Source organism: Serratia sp. Ae19-1, assembly GCF_059801225.1.
In genome coordinates this window covers 950,180-970,363 of sequence record NZ_JBCHWD010000002.1, presented here as the reverse complement: position 1 = coordinate 970,363, position 20,184 = coordinate 950,180, and the positions used below count along the sequence as shown (strand labels likewise).

The following is a 20,184-nucleotide window of genomic DNA, read 5'->3' as shown; positions in this document are numbered from 1 at the left end:
GTCAGGCTTCCTTACGCTGCAAATCGTTCTGAGGCTGGAGTTTGGCGATACCGAAGCCGGTGAAGCCATAAATCAGGGCGAACACCACCGCGGCATAACATTGAATCGCCCACGGCAACAGATCGAGCGTGCTCACTCCCAGCGTGGTCGCCATGTAGATGCCGGCGGCCGTCCACGGGATCAGCGGTTCGATGACGGTGCCCGCGTCCTCGACGGTACGCGACAGGTTTTTATTGTCCAACCCCATGCGACGATAGGCCCCTTTGAACAGCTCCGCCGGGATCAGCAGCGCCAGCTTGCCGTCGCTGGTCGCGCCGGTCACCAGGATGGTGGTGGCAACGGTAGCGGCGATCAGTTGACCGGTGGTGTGCACCACTTTCAGCAGTCGGCTGATGATCACCGTCAGCGCGCCGGTCAGCGTCAACGCGCCGGCGAAGGAGAAGGCGCAGAACACCAGCAGGATCGTGCTCATCATCGAGAACATGCCGCCGCGGTTAAGCAGGCGCGGCACGTCGGCGACGATCCCCTCGACGTTGTGGCCCTGGGCGGCGAACATCGACAGATTGAAACCGTCCATCAGCGCATTCAGCCCCTGCTGCAGGCTAAAGCCCTGCAGCGCGACGCCGATGGCGATCGCCAGCGCGCAGGCGGCCAGCATGACGGGGATCACCGGCCGTTTGGTCACCGCGCCCCACAGCACCAGCACCGGCGGCAGGATCAGCAGCAGATTGAAATGGTACAGCCCCTCGAGCGCGCTGACGATTTCGGTCACTTTTTCCGGCGTAGCCACGCTGGCCACCGCGCCGGTGTGCCCGGCGCTCAGGTACACCACGGCGGCCAGGATGAAGCTCGGCAACGTCGTGTACATCAGATGCTGGATATGGCTGTAGAGATCGGTATCCGCGACGATGGCCGCGAAGTTCGTCGAGTCGGACAGCGGCGAGATTTTGTCGCCGAAGTAAGCGCCGGACACCACCGCCCCGGCCGCGGCGGCCAGCGGCACGTCCAGACCTGCGGCCACGCCCATCAGCGCCACGCCCACGGTGCCGGCAGCTCCCCAGGAAGTGCCGGTGCATACCGAGATCACGCTGGTGATGAAGAACGCGGCGATCAGAATATATTGCGGACTGATCAGCTTCAGCCCCCAATACACCATGTAAGGGATAGTGCCGCTGATCATCCAGGTGCCGATCAGGCCGCCCACGCAGATCAGGATCATGATCACCGGCATGGCCTTCGCCAGTTTGGCCACGATGGCCTCGATGATGTCGTCCCAGCGGTAGCCTTGCCACCAGGCCAACGCGGCGGCGATAGTGGCGGACACCAGCAGCAGCGGTTCAATGCGCAGGCCAAACTGGCCATAGCCGATGATGAGCAGCAACAGCATGGCCACAATCGGCAGCGTCGCCAACCCAAGGTTGAGCGTTTTCTTATTATCCATATACGGCTCCTGTTGAAGATGGGGTACTGCAACAGCGTAATGGCTTCGATAACCGGAGGATGTGAGCGCAGACAACTGCCCATGTAATCGGTTTCATGCAATAAAATTGTGTGAGCCGCCTCTCATTCACCGCGCTTGCTTTGCTCATGCGGCTCGCCCGCGGCCACGGAGTCTCGCAGGATAAGTTCGGCCGAAAAGCGGTTGTTCTGCGGCGCAACGCCGCTGCCGCTGTGGATCTGTAGCGCCAGGCGCGCGGCACGGCGGGCCATTTTTTCGATGGGGTAATGCACGGTGGTCAACGAGGGGTGGAGATATTTCGCCAGGGCAATGTCGTCAAAGCCGACGATCGACAGCGCCTCAGGCAGCTGAATTTGCCGTTGGTGGCAGGTGCGCATCATGCCGGCGGCCATCACGTCGTTGAACGTCACCGCCGCGGTAAAGCGTTGATCGCTGGCCAAAACGCGCTCGGCCGCCAGTTCGCCCCCTCTTTCGTTGAAGGGCACGCTGATGATCCAGGCGCCCGGCACCTCAATGCCGGCGGCCGCCATGGCCTGGCGGTAACCCGTTAGTCGCTGTGCGCGATCGTCGATCGGCAGATCCGCCGTCACGCAGGCGATTCTTCGATGCCCCTGACGAATAAGCAATTCGGTCGCCGCCTGCGCCGCATTGGCGTTGTCGAGCCAGATGCAACGGTTGGCGATGGCGGGCAGGTAGCGGTTGATCAGCACCAGCGCGGGCGTGTGAGCAGCGTAACGCAGTAGTTCGTCCTCCCTCATGCGCGTGACGTGCGCCACGATGGCCTCACATCCCTGGTTGATGAGAAAGTCGAGGCCGCTTTTTTCCAGCTCCGCCTGATGTCCACCGCTGCACAGCATCAGACGCACACCGGCCTGCCGCGTGATGTCTTCCACGCCTCGCGCCAGGCGCGAGAAAAACGGATCGTCGAGGTTGCCGGTCAGCAGCCCCAGCATATTGCCGCTTCTTTTCGCCAACGCCAGCGCGGCGGCGTTACGGTGGTAGTTAAACTCGCGCATCGCCTTCTCGACACGCTCGCGGGTCACCGGCTCAACGTAGGCGGTATTATTGATCACCCGGCTGACGGTGGCCGTGGAAACGCCGGCGCGGCGCGCAACGTCTTTCATGGTGGCCATGACATGTCCTGTCGTACTGTTCGGCGCCCGGTGCGCCGCGCATAAAAAAGGGCAGCCGATGGCCGCCCTCTTGTCTCGTGATCGCGTTCTGCTTAGTGGCAGCCGCAACCGCCGTTACCGCAACCGCCTTTACCGTGGTCGTGACCATGGTCGTGATCGTGGCCGTGACCGCCGCAGCAGCCTTCACCGTGTTCGTGGTGATGGTCGTGCTCGCCGTGTACGTGACCGTGTGCCAGTTCTTCTGCAGTTGCTTCGCGGATCGCGACAACTTCCACGTTGAAGTTCAGGTTTTGGCCGGCCAGCATGTGGTTGCCGTCAACCACAACGTGGTCGCCGTCAACTTCGGTGATTTCAACCGGTACCGGACCCTGATCGGTGTCAGCCAGGAAACGCATGCCGACCTGCAGTTCGTCAACGCCCATGAAGACGTCTTTCGGTACGCGCTGCACCAGGTTTTCGTCGTAGTTGCCGTACGCGTCGTTCGCGCCGACGTGAACGTCAAAACGATCGCCAACGTCGTGGCCTTCGAGTGCTTTTTCCAGACCTGCGATCAGAGAACCATGCCCGTGCAGATAGTCCAGCGGTGCGCTCACCGGAGACTCATCAACCAAAACACCGTCTTCTGTACGTACTTGGTAAGCCAGGCTGACCACCAAGTCTTTTGCTACTTTCATGATATCTCCTACCGTTGGCTACTAGGACGCACACCGTTATCGGGATGCGCGCCTTTTCCGGACAGATTGTAACGGAAATCTGTCGCGCTGTACCCTCCGGGATAAAAAAACGCTACTTCGGCTGGAAAATGCCGATCACCTGCTCTTGCGGGCGAACGTGTTTTTCCACCTGTTGTTCGGTCTGGCGCTGATGATGGCCGCATTTGACGCACTCCACCACTTCCACCTGATCCTCCCGCCACACCGCCAGCGTATCCATGGCGCTACAGCTCGGGCACACCGCCCCGGCGATAAATCTCTTACGTGTTGCAGACATCGTTATGCTCCCGCTTATTCATATTCATCCCAGCCGTCGAACTGGCGACTTTCTTTTTGCATTTCGCGATGGAACAGCTCTTCCAACTCGCGCCGCGCCTCTTTCACGCGGGAAATTTGCGCCACGTCGCCCTGATGCGGCGGCATCAGTTCACGCAGCATGCGCATATCCAGGCGGCGGAAATGCTGCTGGGCGCGGAAGGCCTGATGCGGGTGCATGCCCAACTCCATCAGCGCCTTGCGCCCCAGTTCCAGCGCGCTGGAGAAGGTCTCGCGGCTGAACTGTTTCACCCCCGCCTGCAGCAACTCATGCGCCTCCACGCGGCCGCGCGCGCGCGCCAGAATGCTCAGGTTCGGGAAGTGCTGCTGGCACAGCCGCACGATCTCCATGGTGTCTTCCGGCTCATTGCAGGTGATCACGATCGACTTGGCCTTCTCGGCACCCGCCGCGCGCAACAGCTCCAGCTCGGTGGCGTCGCCGTAATAAACCTTGTAGCCGTAGCGCCGCAGTACGCCAACGGCGCTGACGTCGCGCTCCAGTACGGTAATGCGCATCTTGTTAGCCATCAGCAGGCGGCCGATCACCTGGCCGAAACGCCCGAAGCCGACGATGATCACCTGCGGATCGTCGTCTTCCACGTACGGCGTTTCCTCATCCTCGTCCTTGGCGTTATAGCGGCGCGCCAAAATGCGGTCGATGGCCTGCATCAGCAGCGGCGTAGTCATCATCGACAGCGTCACCACCACCAGAAGTAAAGAGAGTTGATCCGGCTGCAGCACCTTTTGGGCACCCGCCGCAGAAAACAACACGAAGGCGAACTCACCGCCCTGGCTGAGCACGCCGGCGAACTGCAGGCGCACCGAGCTGCGCAGGCCGAACAGGCGTGACACGCCGTAGAGCACGCCGGATTTGACCGCCACCAGCGCCAGCACGCCGATCAACACTTCGGCCAGGTGGGTGTAGAGCACGCCGATATTCAACACCATACCCACCGAGATAAAGAATAACCCCAGCAGCAGCCCTTTAAACGGCTCGATGGAAATTTCCAACTCGTGGCGGTATTCGCTCTCCGCCAGCAGCACGCCGGCAATGAAGGTGCCGAGCGCCATCGACAGGCCGAGCGTCTCCATAAACAGCGCCGAGCCGAGCACCAGCAACAGCGCCGCGGCGGTGAAGATTTCGCGCACGCCGGAAGCGGCGATATAGCGGAACAGCGGCCGCAGCAGGAAGCGGCCGCCGATCAGCATGCCGCCGAACGCCGCCACCTTGAGCGCGATTTTCGCCCAGTCGTCGCTGGTGCCGCCCGCGCCGGCCAGAATCGGGATCAACGCCAGCGCCGGGATCACCGCCATATCCTGGAACAGCAGCACCGAGAAGCCGAGCTGCCCCCCTTCGTTGCGGTTCATGCCCTTCTCGCGCATCAGCTGCAGCGCCATCGCGGTGGAAGACATCGCCAGACCGACGCCGCCGATCACCGCCGCCTGCCAGGCAAAGTGCGTCAGGTACAACAACGCGCCCAGCACCGCCGCGGTGATCAACACCTGGCCGGCGCCGGCGCCGAAGATCGAGCGCCGCAGTTCCCACAGCTTGCTGGGGTTCAGCTCCAGGCCGATGATGAACATCAGGAACACCACGCCCAGTTCGGAGAAGTGCAGGATCTCGTCAACGTCGCGAATGAAGCCCAATCCCCATGGGCCGATGGCGATGCCGGCGATCAGATAGCCCAGCACCGCGCCGATCCCCAGACGACGAGCGATCGGCACCGTCACCACCGCGGCGAACAGGAACAGTAAAATAGCGGTCAGTAAGGTTGATCCTTCCATGCTCACCGCCCTCCGTGCGGCAGCGGGTGGCTCAGCCACTCGCCGTAGGCGTCCGCATGGCTGCGCAGCACCTCCGGCTTCTGCCGCCGCGCCCAATACACCACGAACGGCGTCAACCAGTGCATATGGCACATTCCGGCGGTCAACTCGAACGGCCGCAGGATATCTTCCATCGGATAATGGTTATAACCGCCGGTGCGATAGGCGCCTTCCGGCTCGCCGGTGGTGATCACCGAGCGCCAGTATTTGCCCGCCAGAGCATTGCCGCCCACCCCGCTGGCGAAGCCGCGCGACAAGACTCGATCCAGCCACTCCTTCAGCAGCGCCGGGCAGCTGTAGGTATAGAGAGGATGCTGAAACACGATGACCTGATGCTCACGCAGCAGCTGTTGTTCGTGATGGATATCGATAAAAAAATCAGGATAGTGCGCGTAGAGATCGTGCACGGTGACATGTTCCAACTGCTGCGCCGGTCGAAGCAAAACCCGGTTCGCCACCGAGTCATGGGATTCCGGATGGGCATACAGCAGCAAGACCTTGGGCGGCTGCGACATCATTCCCCTCCAAAGCGTCGTCAGGGTAGCGGTTTTCCGTTACCATGCATCGCAAAGACAAAAACAGCGCGCGGTGCGCGTTCTGTTACCTTAATGATAATTTAACATACTCTGAACATACGGCGCTTTATGATTGTATTCTCCTCGCTACAAATCCGACGCGGCATTCGCGTCCTGCTGGACAACGCCACGGCGACGGTTAATCCCGGTCAGAAGGTCGGCCTGGTGGGCAAAAACGGCTGCGGCAAATCCACGCTGCTGTCGCTGCTGAAGGGCGAGATCGCGGCGGACGGCGGCAGTTTCACCTTCCCCGGCAACTGGGCGCTGGCTTGGGTCAACCAGGAGACGCCGGCGCTGGACGTGCCGGCGATCGAGTATGTTATCGACGGCGACCGCGAGTTTCGCCAGCTTGAAGCCGAACTGCAGGCGGCCAACGACCGCAACGACGGCCACGCCATCGCCACCCTGCACGGCAAGCTGGACGCCATCGACGCCTGGACCATCCGTTCCCGCGCCGCCAGTCTGCTGCACGGCCTCGGCTTCTCCAACGAACAGCTGCAAAGCCCGGTACGCGACTTCTCTGGCGGCTGGCGCATGCGCCTTAACCTGGCACAGGCGCTGGTGTGCCGTTCGGATCTGCTGCTGCTCGACGAACCGACCAACCACCTGGATCTCGACGCGGTGATCTGGCTGGAGCGCTGGCTGAAAAGCTATCCCGGCACGCTGGTGCTGATCTCGCACGACCGCGACTTCCTCGATCCGATCGTCGACAAGATCCTGCATATCGAACAGCAGACGATGAACGAGTACACCGGCAACTATTCTTCGTTCGAACGCCAGCGCGCCACCAAACTGGCGCAGCAGCAGTCGCTGTATCAGCACCAGCAAGAGAAAGTGGCGCACCTGCAAAGCTATATCGACCGTTTCCGCGCGCAGGCCACCAAGGCCAAGCAGGCGCAAAGCCGTATCAAGATGCTGGAGCGCATGGAGCTGATCGCCCCGGCGCACGTCGACAATCCGTTCACCTTCAGCTTCCGTCCGCCGGAAAGCCTGCCGAACCCGCTGCTGCGCATGGAAAAGGTCAGCGCCGGCTATGGCGAGAAAGTGATCCTGAAGTCAATCAAGCTGAACCTGGTACCCGGCTCGCGCATCGGCCTGCTCGGCCGCAACGGCGCCGGCAAATCGACGCTGATCAAACTGCTGGCCGGCACCCTGGAACCGCTGAGCGGCGAGATCGGCCTGGCGAAAGGCATCAAGCTGGGCTACTTCGCCCAGCACCAGCTGGAATTCCTGCGCGCCGACGAATCGCCGCTGCAACATCTGAGCCGCATCGCCCCAAGGGTGCTGGAGCAGCAGCTGCGCGACTATCTGGGCGGTTTCGGCTTCCAGGGCGACAAGGTCAGCGAAATGACCGAGCGGTTCTCTGGCGGCGAGAAGGCGCGGCTGGTGCTGGCGCTGATCGTCTGGCAGCGCCCGAACCTGCTGCTGCTCGATGAACCGACCAACCACCTGGATCTCGACATGCGCCAGGCGCTGACCGAGGCGCTGATCGATTTCGAAGGCGCGTTGGTGGTGGTATCGCACGACCGTCATCTACTGCGCTCCACCACCGACGATCTGTATCTGGTGCACGACGGCCAGGTCGAGCCTTTCGAGGGCGACCTCGACGACTACCAGCAGTGGCTGATCGATCTGCAGCGTCAGGAAAGCCAGCAGGACGCACCGGAAAAAGAGAGCGGCGGCAACAGCGCGCAGGCGCGCAAGGATCAAAAACGCCGCGAGGCGGAATTCCGCACCCAGACCCAACCGCTGCGCAAGCAGATCGCCAAACTGGAACAGCAGATGGAAAAACTGGGCGCCGAACTGGCGGAGGTGGAAGAGCAGTTGGCGGACTCCGCGCTGTACGACATCAGCCGCAAGGCCGAGCTGACCGACTGCCTGCAAAAGCAAAGCCAGGCCAAATCCGCGCTGGAAGAGACGGAAATGACCTGGCTGGATGCGCAGGAACAGCTGGAGCAGCTAACGCAGGCGTTCGACGCCTAAGCCTCAGGCCTTGTAAAAAGGTTTATCCCCCAGAATGGTCGCGCGGTGCATGATGCGCCGCTGCGGCAGATAATCCGCGTTGGCGTAGTGTTGCGTCACGCGGTTATCCCAGATCGCCACGTCATTCTCCTGCCAGCGCCAGCGCACCTGAAACTCCGGTTTGGTGATGTGAGCAAACAGGAAGTTCAGCAAAGCGTCGCTCTCCTTCGGCGCCAGATCGACGATCCGCGTAGTGAATCCTTCATTGACGAACAGCGCCTGCCGGCCGCTGACCGGGTGGGTGCGCACCACCGGATGCAGCAGCGGCGGGTTTTTCTGCACCGCCTGTTGCCAGCGCTGATGTTCCTCGTCACTGCCGCGATGCTTGTGCTCCGGGAACGACTTGGTGAAGTCATGCTCCGCGCGCAGCCCTGCCAACAGCGTTCTGAACGGCGCCGACAGCGCCTCGTAGGCGGCGATGCCGCTGGCCCACAGCGTATCGCCACCGGTGGAAGGCAAGGTCTTGGCCGCCAGGATCGCCCCCAGCGGCGGGTTCTCGATAAAGGTCACGTCGGTGTGCCAGTTATCGTTGTCCGGCGGGTTGTCGTCGTGGGTATCGAGCACGATGATCTCTTCCACGTCGGTAGCGTGCGGATAGACCGGATGGATATGCAGATCGCCGAAGCGGCCGGCCAGATCGCGCTGCTGCAGCGGCGTGATCGGCTGATTGCGGAAGAACAGCACCTGATGCTTCAGCAGCGCATGATAAAGCTGTTCAAACTGGCCGTCGCCCAGCGGCCGGGCTAATTCAACGTTTTCCACCAGCGCCCCGATGTAAGGCCCCAGCGGGGTGATATTCAGACGTTCGTTCATTGCTGTACTCCATGCCACGGGGTCAATCGACGCTGCAGGGCGCGCAGCCCCAGCTCCAGACCAAAAGCAATCACCGCAATCACGCCGATGCCGGCCAACACTACGTCGGTCGCCAGAAACTCACCGGCGGATTGCACCATAAATCCCAGGCCGCGCGTGGCGGCGATCAGTTCGGCGGCCACCAGCGTCGACCAGCCGACGCCCAGCCCGATGCGAATGCCGGTCAGGATCTCCGGCAGCGCGCTCGGCAACACCACGAAACGCAGCACCTGCCAGCGCGTAGCGCCCAACGCGCGGGCGGCGCGCACCCGCACCTGCGCCACGCTGCGTACGCCTGCCACGGCGGAGAGCGTCACCGGTGCGAAGATAGCCAGATAAATCAGCAAGATCTTCGAGGTTTCGCCGATGCCGAACCAAATCACCATCAGCGGCAGATAGGCCAGCGGCGGCACCGGACGATAGATCTCAATCAGCGGATCGAGGATGCCGCGCACCGTGTCGTTCAGCCCCATGGCGATGCCCACCGGAATGCCGACGATCACCGCCGCCAACAGCGCCACCAAAATGCGTCCCAGGCTGGCCGCCAGATGCTGCCACAGCGTGGCGTCCATAAAGCCCTGCGGGCTGGCGATGGTGATCAGCTGGTGCAGCACCTGCTGCGGCGCCGGCAAAAACAGCGGGCTGATCAGCTGCAGCGCCGTCACGCCCCACCAGACGATCAATACCGTCAACAGCGTGGCGCCGCTCAGCCAAACGTTGCGCGGTACGCTGAAACGGCGTACCGGCTTGTCCTGCGGCTGCGCCGCGGCCTTCAGAGTGGAATGCAGGCTCATAGCAAGGCCTCGCGCTGTTGGAAAACTTTGCCCAGCACGTATTCGCGCTGCGCGATAAATTCAGGATCGGACTTAATCGCGCGGCAGGCTTCGCCGTCGGCATAGCGTTGGCCGAAGTTCAGCGACAGCCGCTCCACCACCTGCCCCGGCCCCGGCGACAACAGCAGCAGCTCGCTGGCGAGGAACACCGCCTCTTCGATATCGTGGGTGATCAGCAGCACCTGCTTGCCGGTGTCGCGCCAGATGGTCAGCAACAGCTCCTGCATCTGCTCGCGGGTGAACGCGTCCAGCGCGCCGAACGGCTCGTCCAGCAACAGCAGGCGCGGATCGGCGGCCAAGGCGCGGGCGATGCCGACGCGTTGGCGCATGCCGCCGGAAAGCTGCCAGATAAAATGCCGTTCGTAACCGGCCAGCCCCACGCGCTGCAGCATCTGCTCTGCTACCTGGCGACGCTGCGCCTTGCCGACGCCGGCCAACTGCAGGCCAAATTCGACGTTGTCCACCACGTTGCGCCACGGCAGTAAGCCCTCATGCTGGAACACCACGCCCCGCTCGGCGCTCGGGCCGTGAACGGGCGTTCCATCCAGCGTGATGCTGCCAGCTGAAGGCTCGATAAACCCGGCGATCAAATTCAGCAGCGTGGTCTTGCCGCAGCCCGACGGGCCGAGCACCACCACCAGTTGCCCGGCGGCGATCTGGAACGACACGTCGCGCAGCGCCGGCCGCCCCTGATACTCTGCTGAAAGATGATTGACGTTTAGCATCCTGCTTCCTTACGACTGCGGCGCAGCCTGCACCTGTTTCACAAAACGGTCGGTCACATACGCGCTGTAGTCGCTGTCGACCTGCGGGATCTTGCCCTGCTGCTTGAGGAATTCGGCGGTATCGCGGATCGCCTTATCCACCGGCTGGCCGAGCTGGGCAACCTGATCCGCCACCGGCAGATAACGGTTCCCCTTCACCAACTCCGGCACCTGCGCTTGCGGCACGCCGCTCAGGCGCGCCAGCGTGCTGAGATGGTTCGGATCTTTCAGCCACTGTTCCGGCGCCGCCAGGTAGGCCTGTTGCGCCTGCAGCGCGCTGGCAGCAAAGGCGGTCACCACGTCGGGATGTTTCTCGGCGAAGTCCTTGCGCACCACCCACACGTCCAGCGTCGGCGAGCCCCATTCACCTACCTGCGCGGAGTCGGTCAGCACCTTGCCCTGCTTGGCCAGTTCATTGACCACCGGCGCCCAGACGTACGCGCCGTCGATGTCGCCGCGCTGCCAGGCGGCGGCGATGGCCGGCGGCTGCAGATTGAGGATCTTCACCTGCTCAGGCTTGATGCCCCAATGTTTGAGCGAAGCCAGCAGGCTGTAATGGGTGGTGGAGATAAACGGCACCGCGATGCGCTTGCCGATCAGATCCTGCGGGCTTTTGATGTCATTCTTCACCACCAGCGCTTCGGAGCTGCCGAGCTGCGAGGCGATGAGGAACACTTCGATGGGGAGTTTTTGGCTGGCGGCCACCGCCAGTGGGCTGGAGCCGATATTGCCGATCTGCACGTCGCCGGAGGCCAGCGCGCGCAGCACGCTGGAGCCGCTGTCGAACTTACGCCAGTCGACGGTCGCGCCGGATTGTTTGGCGAAGCTGTTTTCCGCCTGCGCCACCTTGGCCGGTTCCGCCGACGTCTGATACGCCACGGTCACGTCCACCGCGTAGGCGCTGGCCGCGCTGAGCGACAACGCCAACAGCGCCGCGTTGCGTAAGGAAAAGAGTTTGCCCGCCATGTTCCGCTCCGTTGATAAAAATCTGTTCAGTTGCTGACAGTTTTATCTGAGCGATGACGGGCGATAAAAGAATAAAAAAGTCTTCTTTATTACCTTAAGTAATATTAGGGTAAATTACAGCGCGATCGTCCCGCGCAAGAACACGTGAGCATAGCCCCCAAGCAGCGTGCGGTCCCCTTGCAGTTCACAGAACAGCTCACCGCCGCGCGCCGAGATCTGCCGGGCATGCAAGCGATGGCGGCCGAGACGCGCCGTCCAGTAAGGCATCAGCGTGCAGTGTGTGGAGCCGGTGACCGGATCCTCGCCGCCGTCGAGGGTGAAATAGCGCGACACAAAGTCCACCGCGTCACCCGGCGCGGTGACGATCACCGCCCGCCCGGCCAGTGCGATCAGCGCGGGAATGTCCGGCCGCAGCGCGCGCACCTGCGCCTCGTTTTCCACCACCACCAGCAGCGCTTTCGCCTGCCACACTTCTTGCGGCTGCACGCCCAACAGCGCCGAGAGGCCCGCCGGCTCGGCGACTTTCTGCGGCGGCCGGGCGGGGAAATCAAGCACCAGTCGCTCCCGGTCCTGCGCATCGCGCTTGACGAACAGCTCGCCGCTGGCCGAACGGAAGCGAATATCCTGCAGCGCCGGGTTAACCGCGCTGAACATCACATGCGCCGCCGCCAGCGTGCCGTGGCCGCAAAGATCGACCTCGCGTTCCGGGGTAAACCAGCGAATGGCGGTCATGTCGCCATCATCCCAGACAAAGCTGGTTTCCGGCAGACCGATCTCGTTGGCGATCGCCTGCAGCCGCTCCGTCGGCAGCGGCTGCGTCAGCAGACAGACCCCGGCCGGGTTGCCGCGCAGCCCTTCGCCGGTAAAGGCGACCACGTGATAATAGTTTTCCGCCATCGTTCGCTCCTTAATGCCAGATCAGTAACACACAGGCTGCAGTCAACAACCCCATGGAAACGTTGAAGATAACCCAGGCTTTTTTGCTGTGCAGCCGGCGGCCGATCACGGTGCCGAACGCCAGCCAGATAATGCCGGCGACGATGTTCACCGCCAAAATGCCCAGCGCAATCGCCGCAATGGAACCGTTATACCTGTCGCCCGCCAGGCTGAAACTCGCCACCGCGCCCAACGCCATCAGCCAGGCTTTCGGGTTGAGGAACTGCAGCAGCCAGCCCTGATAAAGCCGCACCGGCTGCGGCGGCGCCACCTCGGTTTCCAGCTTTTCATAGGCGGCGGTGGCCACTTTCCACGCCAGCCACAGCAGGTACAGGCTGCCGAGGATTTTCAGGATCAGGTGCAGCGACGGATAGACCAGGATCAGGCTGCCGACGCCGAAGGCCACCAACAGCAAAATGCTTTGCATGCCGAGCATGATGCCGATCATCAGCCCCAGCGATCGCATAAAGCCAAAGTTCGCGCCGGAGGTAGTCAGCAGCAGGTTATTGGGGCCAGGCGTGATGGCGGCCACCCACAGGAAGCCCAGCATCGACAGGAATAAACTCGGTTCCATGGCACGGGTGCTCCTCACCCAAGGCGCTTTTTTGCAGTATCATTGTTAGTTATTGGTATTGAAGCTAACAGTGCGTCTGGGATCTCACAATAGTCGCCAACAACATTTTTACTCAGCCTATGCATGACGTCTTTCGCCCCCTGACCGGGGCCAGTAATCCGCACCTGCAAACGCTGTTGCCGCGGCTGGTGCGCCGCCGCGTGTTATTGAAACCGCATTGGCAACGGCTGGAATTGCCCGACGGCGATTTCGTCGATCTCGCCTGGAGCGAGGATCCGGCGCAGGCGCGCGACAAACCGCGCGCAGTGCTGTTTCATGGCCTGGAAGGCAGCTTCTACAGCCCCTACGCGCACGGCCTGCTCAACGCCTGGCGCGAGCGCGGCTGGCTCGGCGTGGTGATGCACTTTCGCGGCTGCAGCGGCGTGCCCAACCGCAAGCAGCGCATCTACCACTCCGGTGAAACCGAAGACGCGCGCTTCTTCCTGCGCTGGCTGCGCGACAGCTACGGCGAGGTGCCGACCGCGGCGGTAGGCGTTTCGCTCGGCGGCAACATGCTGGCCTGCTATCTGGCGCAGCAAGGCGCCGACAGCCTGCTGCAGGCGGCGGTGGTGGTCTCGGCACCGCTGATGCTGGAGCCCTGCGCCTATCGCATGGAGCAAGGCTTCTCTCGCGTTTATCAGCGCTACCTGCTGGGGCAGTTGAAACAAAACGCCACCCGTAAGTTGTTGCACTACCCGGACACCCTGCCGCTCAAGCTGTCACAGCTTAACGGCCTGCGGCGCATCCGCGAATTCGACGACGCCATCACCTCGCGCATTCACGGCTTCAGCGACGCTATCGACTATTATCGCCGCTGCAGCGCCCTGCCGCTGTTGCCGGCTGTCCAGACGCCGCTGCTGATCATCCATGCGAAGGACGATCCCTTCATGACCCATGAGGTGATCCCCGACGTCGCCGGCCTGCCGCGCAATATCGAATACCAGTTGACCGAGTACGGCGGCCACGTCGGCTTCGTCGGCGGCACGCTGAAAAAACCGCACATGTGGCTGGAGCATCGCATTCCGGCCTGGCTTTCCCCTTATCTGGACATCCCGACGTGATCATTCCCTGGCAAGAGCTGACAACCGATACCCTGAATAGCCTGATCGAATCCTTTGTACTGCGCGAAGGCACCGATTATGGCGAGCACGAGCGCTCGCTGGAGCAGAAGGTGGAGGACGTGCGCCGCCAGCTGAAAAACGGCGACGTGGTGCTGGTGTGGTCGGAACTGCACGAGAGCGTCAACATCATGCCGCGCGGCCAGTTCCGCGCCGGGCAGGAAGAAATTTAGTGGCGCTCGGTTCTATGACTGACGGAAAAAATCAGGTAACAATGGGGCATTGCAAACCAGCGCGCACCATTTTTTCCTGACATAGAGAGCGTCAACAAGAGCCACAATAATCCCCTGACGCCGGCGCATTCAACACGGAGTGACAACCACCATGTCTGCCAAACATCCCGTTATCGCGGTGACCGGTTCCAGCGGCGCCGGCACCACCACCACCAGCGTGGCGTTCCGCAAAATCTTCCAGCAGCTCAACATTCGCGCCGCCGAGCTGGAGGGCGACAGTTTCCACCGCTATACCCGGCCGGAGATGGACGCGGCGATCCGCAAGGCGCGCGATCTGGGCAGACACATCAGCTATTTCGGCCCCGAGGCCAACGACTTCGGCCTGCTGCAGCAAAGCTTTATCGACTACGGCAAGAACGGCACCGGCCGTTCGCGCAAGTACCTGCACACCTACGACGAAGCGGTGCCATACAATCAGGTGCCGGGCACCTTCACCCCGTGGGAGCCGCTGCCGGCGCCGACCGACGTGCTGTTCTACGAGGGGCTGCACGGCGGCGTGGTCACCGAGCACCATGACGTGGCCAAACATGTCGATCTGCTGGTCGGCGTGGTGCCGATCGTCAACCTGGAATGGATCCAGAAGCTGATCCGCGATACCGGCGAGCGCGGCCACTCCCGCGAAGCGGTAATGGATTCGGTGGTGCGTTCGATGGAAGACTACATCAACTACATCACGCCGCAGTTCTCGCGCACCCACATCAACTTCCAGCGCGTGCCGACGGTGGACACCTCCAACCCGTTCGCCGCCAAGGCCATTCCGTCACTGGATGAAAGCTTCGTGGTGATCCACTTCCGCGGGCTGGATCAGATAGACTTCCCCTATTTGCTGGCGATGCTGCAAGGATCGTTTATTTCGCACATCAATACGCTGGTGGTGCCGGGCGGCAAGATGGGGTTGGCGATGGAGCTGATCATGGCGCCGCTGGTGCAGCGGCTGCTGGAAGGCAAGAAGATCGAATAAGCGCGTTGAGCGCGGCGGCTGGCCGCGCTCCGTCTCGATTACGCCGGCTGGCGGATCTCGAAGCTGTGGGTCACCGTAGCGGCTTTGTTGAGCATCAGCGCCACCGAGCAGTATTTCTCCGCCGACAGGTTCACCGCACGCTCTACGATCTTGTCGGTCAGATCCTGACCGGTGACGATGAAGTGCAGGTTGATATGGGTGAACAGCCGCGGGGCTTCTTCGCGGCGCTCGGAGGTCAGCTTCACCTCGCAATCGCGCACGTCATTGCGCCCTTTTTGCAGGATGGACACCACGTCGATCGCGCTGCAGCCGCCTACCGACATCAGCACCATCTCCATCGGGCTGGGCGCTTTATCGCCGGCGTTGCCGTCCATCAGTACCTGATGGCCGGAGGCCGATTCACCCAAAAACGTTAACCCTTCCACCCATTTAACTCTTGCCTGCATTCTGGTCACTCCGGTTGATTTCTTAAAATCAGAGTACGCTTTCGCATAGAAACAGGCAACGTAACCTGATGCTAATCATGCTGAAGCGAGACAACACGAGACACCCGCCTTACTCTGTGCTACAAACAGAGCCGCAATAAATCTTTCCGGGACACTGCATTTCAGGGAAACGCCCAGAGAAAGGCTCCTTTACCGGTATGTTAACAGAATGTAGCTTGCAGCGCTTACGGCAAGTTAATATGCTAGAGCGACAGCGTATTTTTATGACACGCCTCAAAACTTGCCGGTAGCCCTCGCTCATAACAGCGGCTACAGGCGGGTTTTACAGGGAACTCTGACCCCTGTGACACAAGGCAGCGATAACAACAGAGGATAACAGCGAATGGTTCTCGGCAAACCGCAAACAGACCCTACTCTCGAATGGTTCCTGTCTCATTGCCATATCCACAAATATCCATCGAAGAGTACGCTGATTCACCAAGGTGAAAAGGCCGAAACGCTTTACTACATCGTGAAAGGCTCCGTCGCGGTGCTGATCAAGGATGAAGAAGGTAAAGAGATGATCTTGTCCTACCTCAACCAGGGGGATTTCATCGGCGAGCTCGGATTGTTCGAAGAGGGCCAGGAGCGCAGCGCCTGGGTTCGCGCGAAAACCGCCTGTGAAGTGGCCGAAATTTCCTACAAGAAATTCCGCCAGCTGATCCAGGTGAACCCGGACATCCTGATGCGTCTGTCCGCCCAAATGGCGAGCCGCCTGCAGGTCACTTCCGAAAAAGTGGGCAACCTCGCCTTCCTGGACGTTACCGGCCGCATCGCGCAAACCTTGCTGAATCTGGCGAAGCAACCCGACGCCATGACTCACCCGGACGGCATGCAGATCAAAATCACCCGTCAGGAAATCGGCCAGATCGTCGGCTGCTCGCGCGAAACCGTTGGCCGTATTCTGAAAATGCTGGAAGACCAAAATCTGATTTCCGCCCACGGCAAAACCATTGTCGTCTACGGCACCCGTTAATCCCTGAAAAAACGGCGCAATCTGCGCCGTTTTTTATCTGCTCGCTGCCATGTGGCGTCGTCTGATCTACCACCCGGAAGTCAATTACGCACTGCGACAAACGCTGGTGTTGTGCTTGCCGGTGCTGTTCGGCCTGCTGATCGGCCAACTGCAGCTCGGCCTGATGTTCTCTCTGGTGCCCGCCTGCTGCAATATCGCCGGTCTCGACACGCCGCATAAGCGCTTCTTTAAACGGCTGATCGTCGGCGGTGCGCTGTTCGCCCTCAGCAGCCTGCTGCTGCAACAGGCCCTGCTGTGGCATCTGCCGCTGCCGGCACTGATGCTGGGTCTGGCGCTGTTGCTCGGCGTCACTGGCGAAATCAGCCCGCTGCACGCCCGGCTGTTGCCGGCGGCGCTGGTGGCCGCCATCTTCGCTCTCAGCATGGCCGGCACGGTACCAATCTGGCAGGCGCCGTTGTTGTACGTCATCGGCACCGCCTGGTACGGCTTATTCACCTGGTTCTGGTTCAAACTGTGGAAAGAGCAGCCAATGCGCGAGACGTTGAGCCAGCTTTATCTGGAACTGGCGGACTACTTCGAAGCCAAGTATTCGCTGCTGACCCAACACACCGACCCGCAAACCGCGCTGCCGCCGCTGCTGGTGCGCCAGCAAAAGGTGATGGATCTGATCAGCCTACTGTACCAACAGCTTAATTTCCTGCCGCACGCCAACAACCTCGATCAAAAGCGCCTGCAGCGCGCCTTTCAGGTGGCGATGGACCTGCAGGAGCACATCACCGTCAGCCTGCATCTGCCGGAAGAAGTGCAGAAGCTGATGGAGCAGAGCCAGGCCGAAGCAATCATTCGCCGCAACGCCCAGGTGATCGCCGGCCGGCTGCGCGTGGTGGCGCACGATATTCTCTACCATCAACATTCGAAGCGCTTTTCCATGACGCACGAGCTGGCAGCGCTGGAAAAAATGGCGGCGCAGCATCCCGACAACCCGGTCGGCCAGTTTTGCTACTACCATTTCAGCCGCATCGCCCGCCTGCTGCGCACCCAGCACCCGCTGTACCGCCGCGATTTGATGCCCAGCCAGCACCGCCTGCCGTTTTGGCCGGCGTTGGCCAGCTACCTGTCGTTCAAATCCACCGCCCTGCGCAATGCCGCGCGGCTGGGGGTAACGCTGGCGGTCGGCAGCAGCCTGGGGGCGGTATTCAACCTGCCGAAGCCTTACTGGATCCTGCTCACCATCATGCTGGTGAGTCAAAACGGCTATAACGCCACCCGGGTGCGCATTCAGCACCGTGCGCTGGGCACGATCGCCGGCCTGTTGCTGGCGGCGGGTCTGCTGCAGCTGCAGTTACCGGAAGGGGAAACGCTGAGCATCATGCTGGTGATCACCCTGCTGGCCTACCTGGTTTCGCGCAAGAACTACGGGCTGTCGGTGATCGGCTTTACGGTCACGGCGGTTTACACCCTGCAGCTGCTGGCGCTGAACGGCTCGCATTTTCTGGTGCCGCGCCTGATCGATACGCTGATCGGCTGCGTGCTGGCGTTCGGCGGCACCATTTGGCTGTGGCCGCAGTGGCAAAGCGGGCTGCTGCGCAAAAATGCCCATCAGGCGCTGGAGAACGATCAGGCCGCGCTGCGGCTGATGCTGAAGCAACCCGAGCCGGACGCCGCCTCGCTGGCCTACGCCCGCATGCAGGTCAACCAGGCGCACAATGCGCTGTTCACCGCGCTCAATCAGGCGATGCAGGAACCGGGATTCGCCTCGAACTATCTGGCTGACATGCGGCTGTGGGTCACTCACAGCCAGTTCATCGTCGAGCACCTGAACGCCATGACCATTCTGGCGCGCGAGCACTACATGCTGACGCCGAAGCTGGCGGAAGAGTATCTGCAAACCTGTGAAATCGCGCTGCAAAGCTGCCAGCAGCGGCTGGAATACGATGGCCCGAGCAGCGACAACAGCGGCATCATGCAGCCGCCGGACCTGCATCCGGACATGCCCGTCACCGAGATGGAGCGCCATCTGCGGCGCATCCTGTCGCACCTGAGCGTGATGCATACCATTTCGTCGCTGGCCTGGCGCCAGCGCCCGCACCACGGCATCTGGCTCAAACGCAAACTGCGCGATCAATAAGGGCGCGGCATGCCGCGCCCCGTTAATCGCCGCACGGGCTTCAGGCGTTGATCACGTCCTGCACCGCCAGCTCGAACAGCGCCATGCCGGCTTCGATATCCTGCAGCTCCACCACCAGCGACGGCGCAAAACGAATCACGTTCGGCCCGGCGTTGAGGATCATCAGCCCACGCGCAGCGGCGGCGGTGAGGAAGTCACGCGCTCTGCCGTGATAATGCGGCGTCAGCTCAGCGCCAATCAGCAACCCCATACCGCGAATGGCGGTGAAAATACCGTATTTATCGCCGATATTCTGCAAAGCCTGCACATACAGCGCATGGCGCTGCTCAATGCCGCTCAACACCTCCGGCGTATTGATCACATCCAGCGCCGCCTCCGCCACCGCGCAGGCCAGCGGGTTGCCGCCGTAGGTAGTGCCGTGAGTGCCCACCTGCATCACCGACGCGATCTCTTCGGTGGTCAGCATGGCGCTGACCGGGAAACCGCCGCCCAGCGCCTTGGCGGTGGTGAGAATGTCCGGCGTCACGCCATAATGCATATAGGCGAACAGCTTGCCGCTGCGCCCCATGCCGCTCTGCACTTCGTCGAACACCAGCAGCGCCTGATGTTGGTCGCACAGCTCGCGCACGCCTTTGAGGAAGCCGGCGTCGACCGGCGTAATGCCGCCCTCACCCTGAATCGGCTCCATCACCACCGCGCAGGTATGGTCGTCCATCACCGCTTTCACCGCCGCCAGATCGTTAAACGGCACGTGCACAATGTCGGCCGGCTTCGGCCCGAACCCGTCGGAGTATTTAGCCTGCCCGCCCACCGAAACGGTGAACAGCGTGCGGCCGTGAAACGCGTTATAGAAGGCGATGATTTTGGTTTTGTATGGGCTGTGGCGGGTGATGGCGTAATGGCGCGCCAGCTTGAACGCCGCCTCGTTGGCCTCCGCGCCGGAGTTGGCGAAGAACACCCGATCGGCGAAGGTGGCGTCGATCAGTTTACTCGCCAGACGCAGCGCCGGTTCATTGGTGAAGACGTTGCTGGTATGCCACAGGGTTTCCCCCTGACGTTTGAGCGCGTCGACCAGCGCCGGGTGACAATGTCCCAGCGCCGTTACCGCGATGCCGCCGGAAAAATCGATGTACTCTTTTCCCTGCTGATCCCAGACCCGGCTGCCTTTGCCGCGCACCGGCACGAACTGGGCAGGTGCATAAACAGGCAGGATAACCTGGTCAAAGGTGCTGCGGCTCACTGCGAATTTGTCAGTCATTTTCGGCTCCACCCCGAAGG

General features: G+C 61.7%; 20 protein-coding genes. 6 read left to right on the top strand and 14 right to left on the bottom strand.

What is annotated here, in order from left to right; all coding sequences use genetic code 11:
* Position 1 precedes the first annotated feature (1 nt).
* The 6 genes from nhaC to kefG form a co-directional block, all read right to left on the bottom strand.
* On the bottom strand, positions 2-1,441 hold the full coding sequence (nhaC, locus tag AAIE04_RS09850; RefSeq protein WP_498576856.1) for a Na+/H+ antiporter NhaC: 1,440 nt from the start codon (positions 1,439-1,441) through the stop codon (positions 2-4).
* 122 nt (positions 1,442-1,563) lie between these two features.
* Positions 1,564-2,592 (bottom strand): LacI family DNA-binding transcriptional regulator, encoded by a 1,029-nt coding sequence (locus AAIE04_RS09845; protein ID WP_198637145.1) that lies wholly within the window; start codon positions 2,590-2,592, stop codon positions 1,564-1,566.
* Positions 2,593-2,684: 92 nt separating this feature from the next.
* Positions 2,685-3,266, bottom strand: a complete 582-nt coding sequence (gene slyD / locus AAIE04_RS09840; protein WP_482674248.1) for a peptidylprolyl isomerase — start codon at positions 3,264-3,266, stop codon at positions 2,685-2,687.
* 112 nt (positions 3,267-3,378) lie between these two features.
* Entirely contained in the window at positions 3,379-3,582 is a 204-nt protein-coding gene (locus AAIE04_RS09835) for a YheV family putative zinc ribbon protein (protein ID WP_015379274.1), read from the bottom strand.
* Between the two features lie 14 nt (positions 3,583-3,596).
* Positions 3,597-5,405, bottom strand: a complete 1,809-nt coding sequence (gene kefB, locus AAIE04_RS09830) for a glutathione-regulated potassium-efflux system protein KefB (protein ID WP_019456128.1) — start codon at positions 5,403-5,405, stop codon at positions 3,597-3,599.
* Positions 5,406-5,407: 2 nt separating this feature from the next.
* The gene (gene kefG, locus AAIE04_RS09825; protein ID WP_025159909.1) at positions 5,408-5,959 is read right to left on the bottom strand and encodes a glutathione-regulated potassium-efflux system ancillary protein KefG; all 552 of its coding nucleotides are present in this window, start codon (positions 5,957-5,959) and stop codon (positions 5,408-5,410) included.
* A gap of 129 nt (positions 5,960-6,088) precedes the next feature.
* On the opposite strand from kefG, the gene AAIE04_RS09820 reads away from it, so the two are divergent.
* Complete coding sequence (locus AAIE04_RS09820) at positions 6,089-8,002, top strand: ABC transporter ATP-binding protein (protein ID WP_498576855.1); 1,914 nt, start codon at positions 6,089-6,091, stop codon at positions 8,000-8,002.
* 3 nt (positions 8,003-8,005) lie between these two features.
* Here the strand turns inward: AAIE04_RS09820 and tauD are convergent, their stop codons facing one another.
* The 6 genes from tauD to AAIE04_RS09790 form a co-directional block, all read right to left on the bottom strand.
* On the bottom strand, positions 8,006-8,854 hold the full coding sequence (gene tauD / locus AAIE04_RS09815) for a taurine dioxygenase (RefSeq protein ID WP_414946461.1): 849 nt from the start codon (positions 8,852-8,854) through the stop codon (positions 8,006-8,008).
* Positions 8,851-9,687: a taurine ABC transporter permease TauC gene (gene tauC, locus AAIE04_RS09810; protein WP_019456132.1), complete on the bottom strand. Its 837-nt coding sequence runs from the start codon at positions 9,685-9,687 to the stop codon at positions 8,851-8,853. Before tauC ends, tauD begins: the two co-directional genes overlap by 4 nt.
* The gene (tauB, locus tag AAIE04_RS09805) at positions 9,684-10,451 is read right to left on the bottom strand and encodes a taurine ABC transporter ATP-binding subunit (RefSeq protein ID WP_019456133.1); all 768 of its coding nucleotides are present in this window, start codon (positions 10,449-10,451) and stop codon (positions 9,684-9,686) included. The genes tauC and tauB overlap by 4 nt, the downstream gene beginning before the upstream one ends.
* 9 nt (positions 10,452-10,460) lie before the next feature.
* On the bottom strand, positions 10,461-11,456 hold the full coding sequence (tauA, locus tag AAIE04_RS09800) for a taurine ABC transporter substrate-binding protein (RefSeq protein WP_154747832.1): 996 nt from the start codon (positions 11,454-11,456) through the stop codon (positions 10,461-10,463).
* A gap of 114 nt (positions 11,457-11,570) precedes the next feature.
* Positions 11,571-12,353 (bottom strand): PhzF family phenazine biosynthesis protein, encoded by a 783-nt coding sequence (locus AAIE04_RS09795; protein WP_498576854.1) that lies wholly within the window; start codon positions 12,351-12,353, stop codon positions 11,571-11,573.
* A gap of 10 nt (positions 12,354-12,363) precedes the next feature.
* Positions 12,364-12,966 carry a LysE family translocator gene (locus tag AAIE04_RS09790; RefSeq protein WP_498576853.1) on the bottom strand — a complete coding sequence of 201 codons (603 nt, stop codon included), beginning with the start codon at positions 12,964-12,966 and terminating at the stop codon, positions 12,364-12,366.
* A gap of 119 nt (positions 12,967-13,085) precedes the next feature.
* On the opposite strand from AAIE04_RS09790, the gene AAIE04_RS09785 reads away from it, so the two are divergent.
* From AAIE04_RS09785 to AAIE04_RS09775, 3 genes are all read left to right on the top strand, one after another.
* The gene (locus AAIE04_RS09785; RefSeq protein ID WP_019456137.1) at positions 13,086-14,066 is read left to right on the top strand and encodes a hydrolase; all 981 of its coding nucleotides are present in this window, start codon (positions 13,086-13,088) and stop codon (positions 14,064-14,066) included.
* The gene (locus AAIE04_RS09780; protein ID WP_019456138.1) at positions 14,063-14,296 is read left to right on the top strand and encodes a YheU family protein; all 234 of its coding nucleotides are present in this window, start codon (positions 14,063-14,065) and stop codon (positions 14,294-14,296) included. Before AAIE04_RS09785 ends, AAIE04_RS09780 begins: the two co-directional genes overlap by 4 nt.
* 151 nt (positions 14,297-14,447) lie before the next feature.
* Positions 14,448-15,317 carry a phosphoribulokinase gene (locus AAIE04_RS09775; RefSeq protein WP_004930374.1) on the top strand — a complete coding sequence of 290 codons (870 nt, stop codon included), beginning with the start codon at positions 14,448-14,450 and terminating at the stop codon, positions 15,315-15,317.
* Between the two features lie 38 nt (positions 15,318-15,355).
* Here the strand turns inward: AAIE04_RS09775 and AAIE04_RS09770 are convergent, their stop codons facing one another.
* Positions 15,356-15,763, bottom strand: a complete 408-nt coding sequence (locus tag AAIE04_RS09770; RefSeq protein ID WP_004930372.1) for an OsmC family protein — start codon at positions 15,761-15,763, stop codon at positions 15,356-15,358.
* A gap of 382 nt (positions 15,764-16,145) precedes the next feature.
* Here AAIE04_RS09770 and crp point away from each other — a divergent pair, with 382 nt between their 5' ends.
* Positions 16,146-16,778, top strand: coding sequence for a cAMP-activated global transcriptional regulator CRP (crp, locus tag AAIE04_RS09765; protein ID WP_004090925.1), 633 nt, complete (start codon positions 16,146-16,148; stop codon positions 16,776-16,778).
* Between the two features lie 49 nt (positions 16,779-16,827).
* The gene (locus tag AAIE04_RS09760; protein ID WP_063918408.1) at positions 16,828-18,906 is read left to right on the top strand and encodes a YccS/YhfK family putative transporter; all 2,079 of its coding nucleotides are present in this window, start codon (positions 16,828-16,830) and stop codon (positions 18,904-18,906) included.
* Positions 18,907-18,946: 40 nt separating this feature from the next.
* On the opposite strand, the gene argD is transcribed toward AAIE04_RS09760, so the two are convergent.
* Positions 18,947-20,164, bottom strand: a complete 1,218-nt coding sequence (argD, locus tag AAIE04_RS09755) for a bifunctional acetylornithine/succinyldiaminopimelate transaminase (protein WP_074056087.1) — start codon at positions 20,162-20,164, stop codon at positions 18,947-18,949.
* Between the last annotated feature and the right edge of the window lie 20 nt (positions 20,165-20,184).

Bases quoted from the DNA above. Each gene is read 5' to 3' on its own strand.
- nhaC (WP_498576856.1), bottom strand. From the start codon at position 1,441: ATGGATAATAAGAAAACGCTCAACCTTGGGTTGGCGACGCTGCCGATT.
- AAIE04_RS09845 (WP_198637145.1), bottom strand. From the start codon at position 2,592: ATGGCCACCATGAAAGACGTTGCGCGCCGCGCCGGCGTTTCCACGGCC.
- slyD (WP_482674248.1), bottom strand. From the start codon at position 3,266: ATGAAAGTAGCAAAAGACTTGGTGGTCAGCCTGGCTTACCAAGTACGT.
- AAIE04_RS09835 (WP_015379274.1), bottom strand. From the start codon at position 3,582: ATGTCTGCAACACGTAAGAGATTTATCGCCGGGGCGGTGTGCCCGAGC.
- kefB (WP_019456128.1), bottom strand. From the start codon at position 5,405: ATGGAAGGATCAACCTTACTGACCGCTATTTTACTGTTCCTGTTCGCC.
- kefG (WP_025159909.1), bottom strand. From the start codon at position 5,959: ATGTCGCAGCCGCCCAAGGTCTTGCTGCTGTATGCCCATCCGGAATCC.
- AAIE04_RS09820 (WP_498576855.1), top strand. From the start codon at position 6,089: ATGATTGTATTCTCCTCGCTACAAATCCGACGCGGCATTCGCGTCCTG.
- tauD (WP_414946461.1), bottom strand. From the start codon at position 8,854: ATGAACGAACGTCTGAATATCACCCCGCTGGGGCCTTACATCGGGGCG.
- tauC (WP_019456132.1), bottom strand. From the start codon at position 9,687: ATGAGCCTGCATTCCACTCTGAAGGCCGCGGCGCAGCCGCAGGACAAG.
- tauB (WP_019456133.1), bottom strand. From the start codon at position 10,451: ATGCTAAACGTCAATCATCTTTCAGCAGAGTATCAGGGGCGGCCGGCG.
- tauA (WP_154747832.1), bottom strand. From the start codon at position 11,456: ATGGCGGGCAAACTCTTTTCCTTACGCAACGCGGCGCTGTTGGCGTTG.
- AAIE04_RS09795 (WP_498576854.1), bottom strand. From the start codon at position 12,353: ATGGCGGAAAACTATTATCACGTGGTCGCCTTTACCGGCGAAGGGCTG.
- AAIE04_RS09790 (WP_498576853.1), bottom strand. From the start codon at position 12,966: ATGGAACCGAGTTTATTCCTGTCGATGCTGGGCTTCCTGTGGGTGGCC.
- AAIE04_RS09785 (WP_019456137.1), top strand. From the start codon at position 13,086: ATGCATGACGTCTTTCGCCCCCTGACCGGGGCCAGTAATCCGCACCTG.
- AAIE04_RS09775 (WP_004930374.1), top strand. From the start codon at position 14,448: ATGTCTGCCAAACATCCCGTTATCGCGGTGACCGGTTCCAGCGGCGCC.
- AAIE04_RS09770 (WP_004930372.1), bottom strand. From the start codon at position 15,763: ATGCAGGCAAGAGTTAAATGGGTGGAAGGGTTAACGTTTTTGGGTGAA.
- crp (WP_004090925.1), top strand. From the start codon at position 16,146: ATGGTTCTCGGCAAACCGCAAACAGACCCTACTCTCGAATGGTTCCTG.
- AAIE04_RS09760 (WP_063918408.1), top strand. From the start codon at position 16,828: ATGTGGCGTCGTCTGATCTACCACCCGGAAGTCAATTACGCACTGCGA.
- argD (WP_074056087.1), bottom strand. From the start codon at position 20,164: ATGACTGACAAATTCGCAGTGAGCCGCAGCACCTTTGACCAGGTTATC.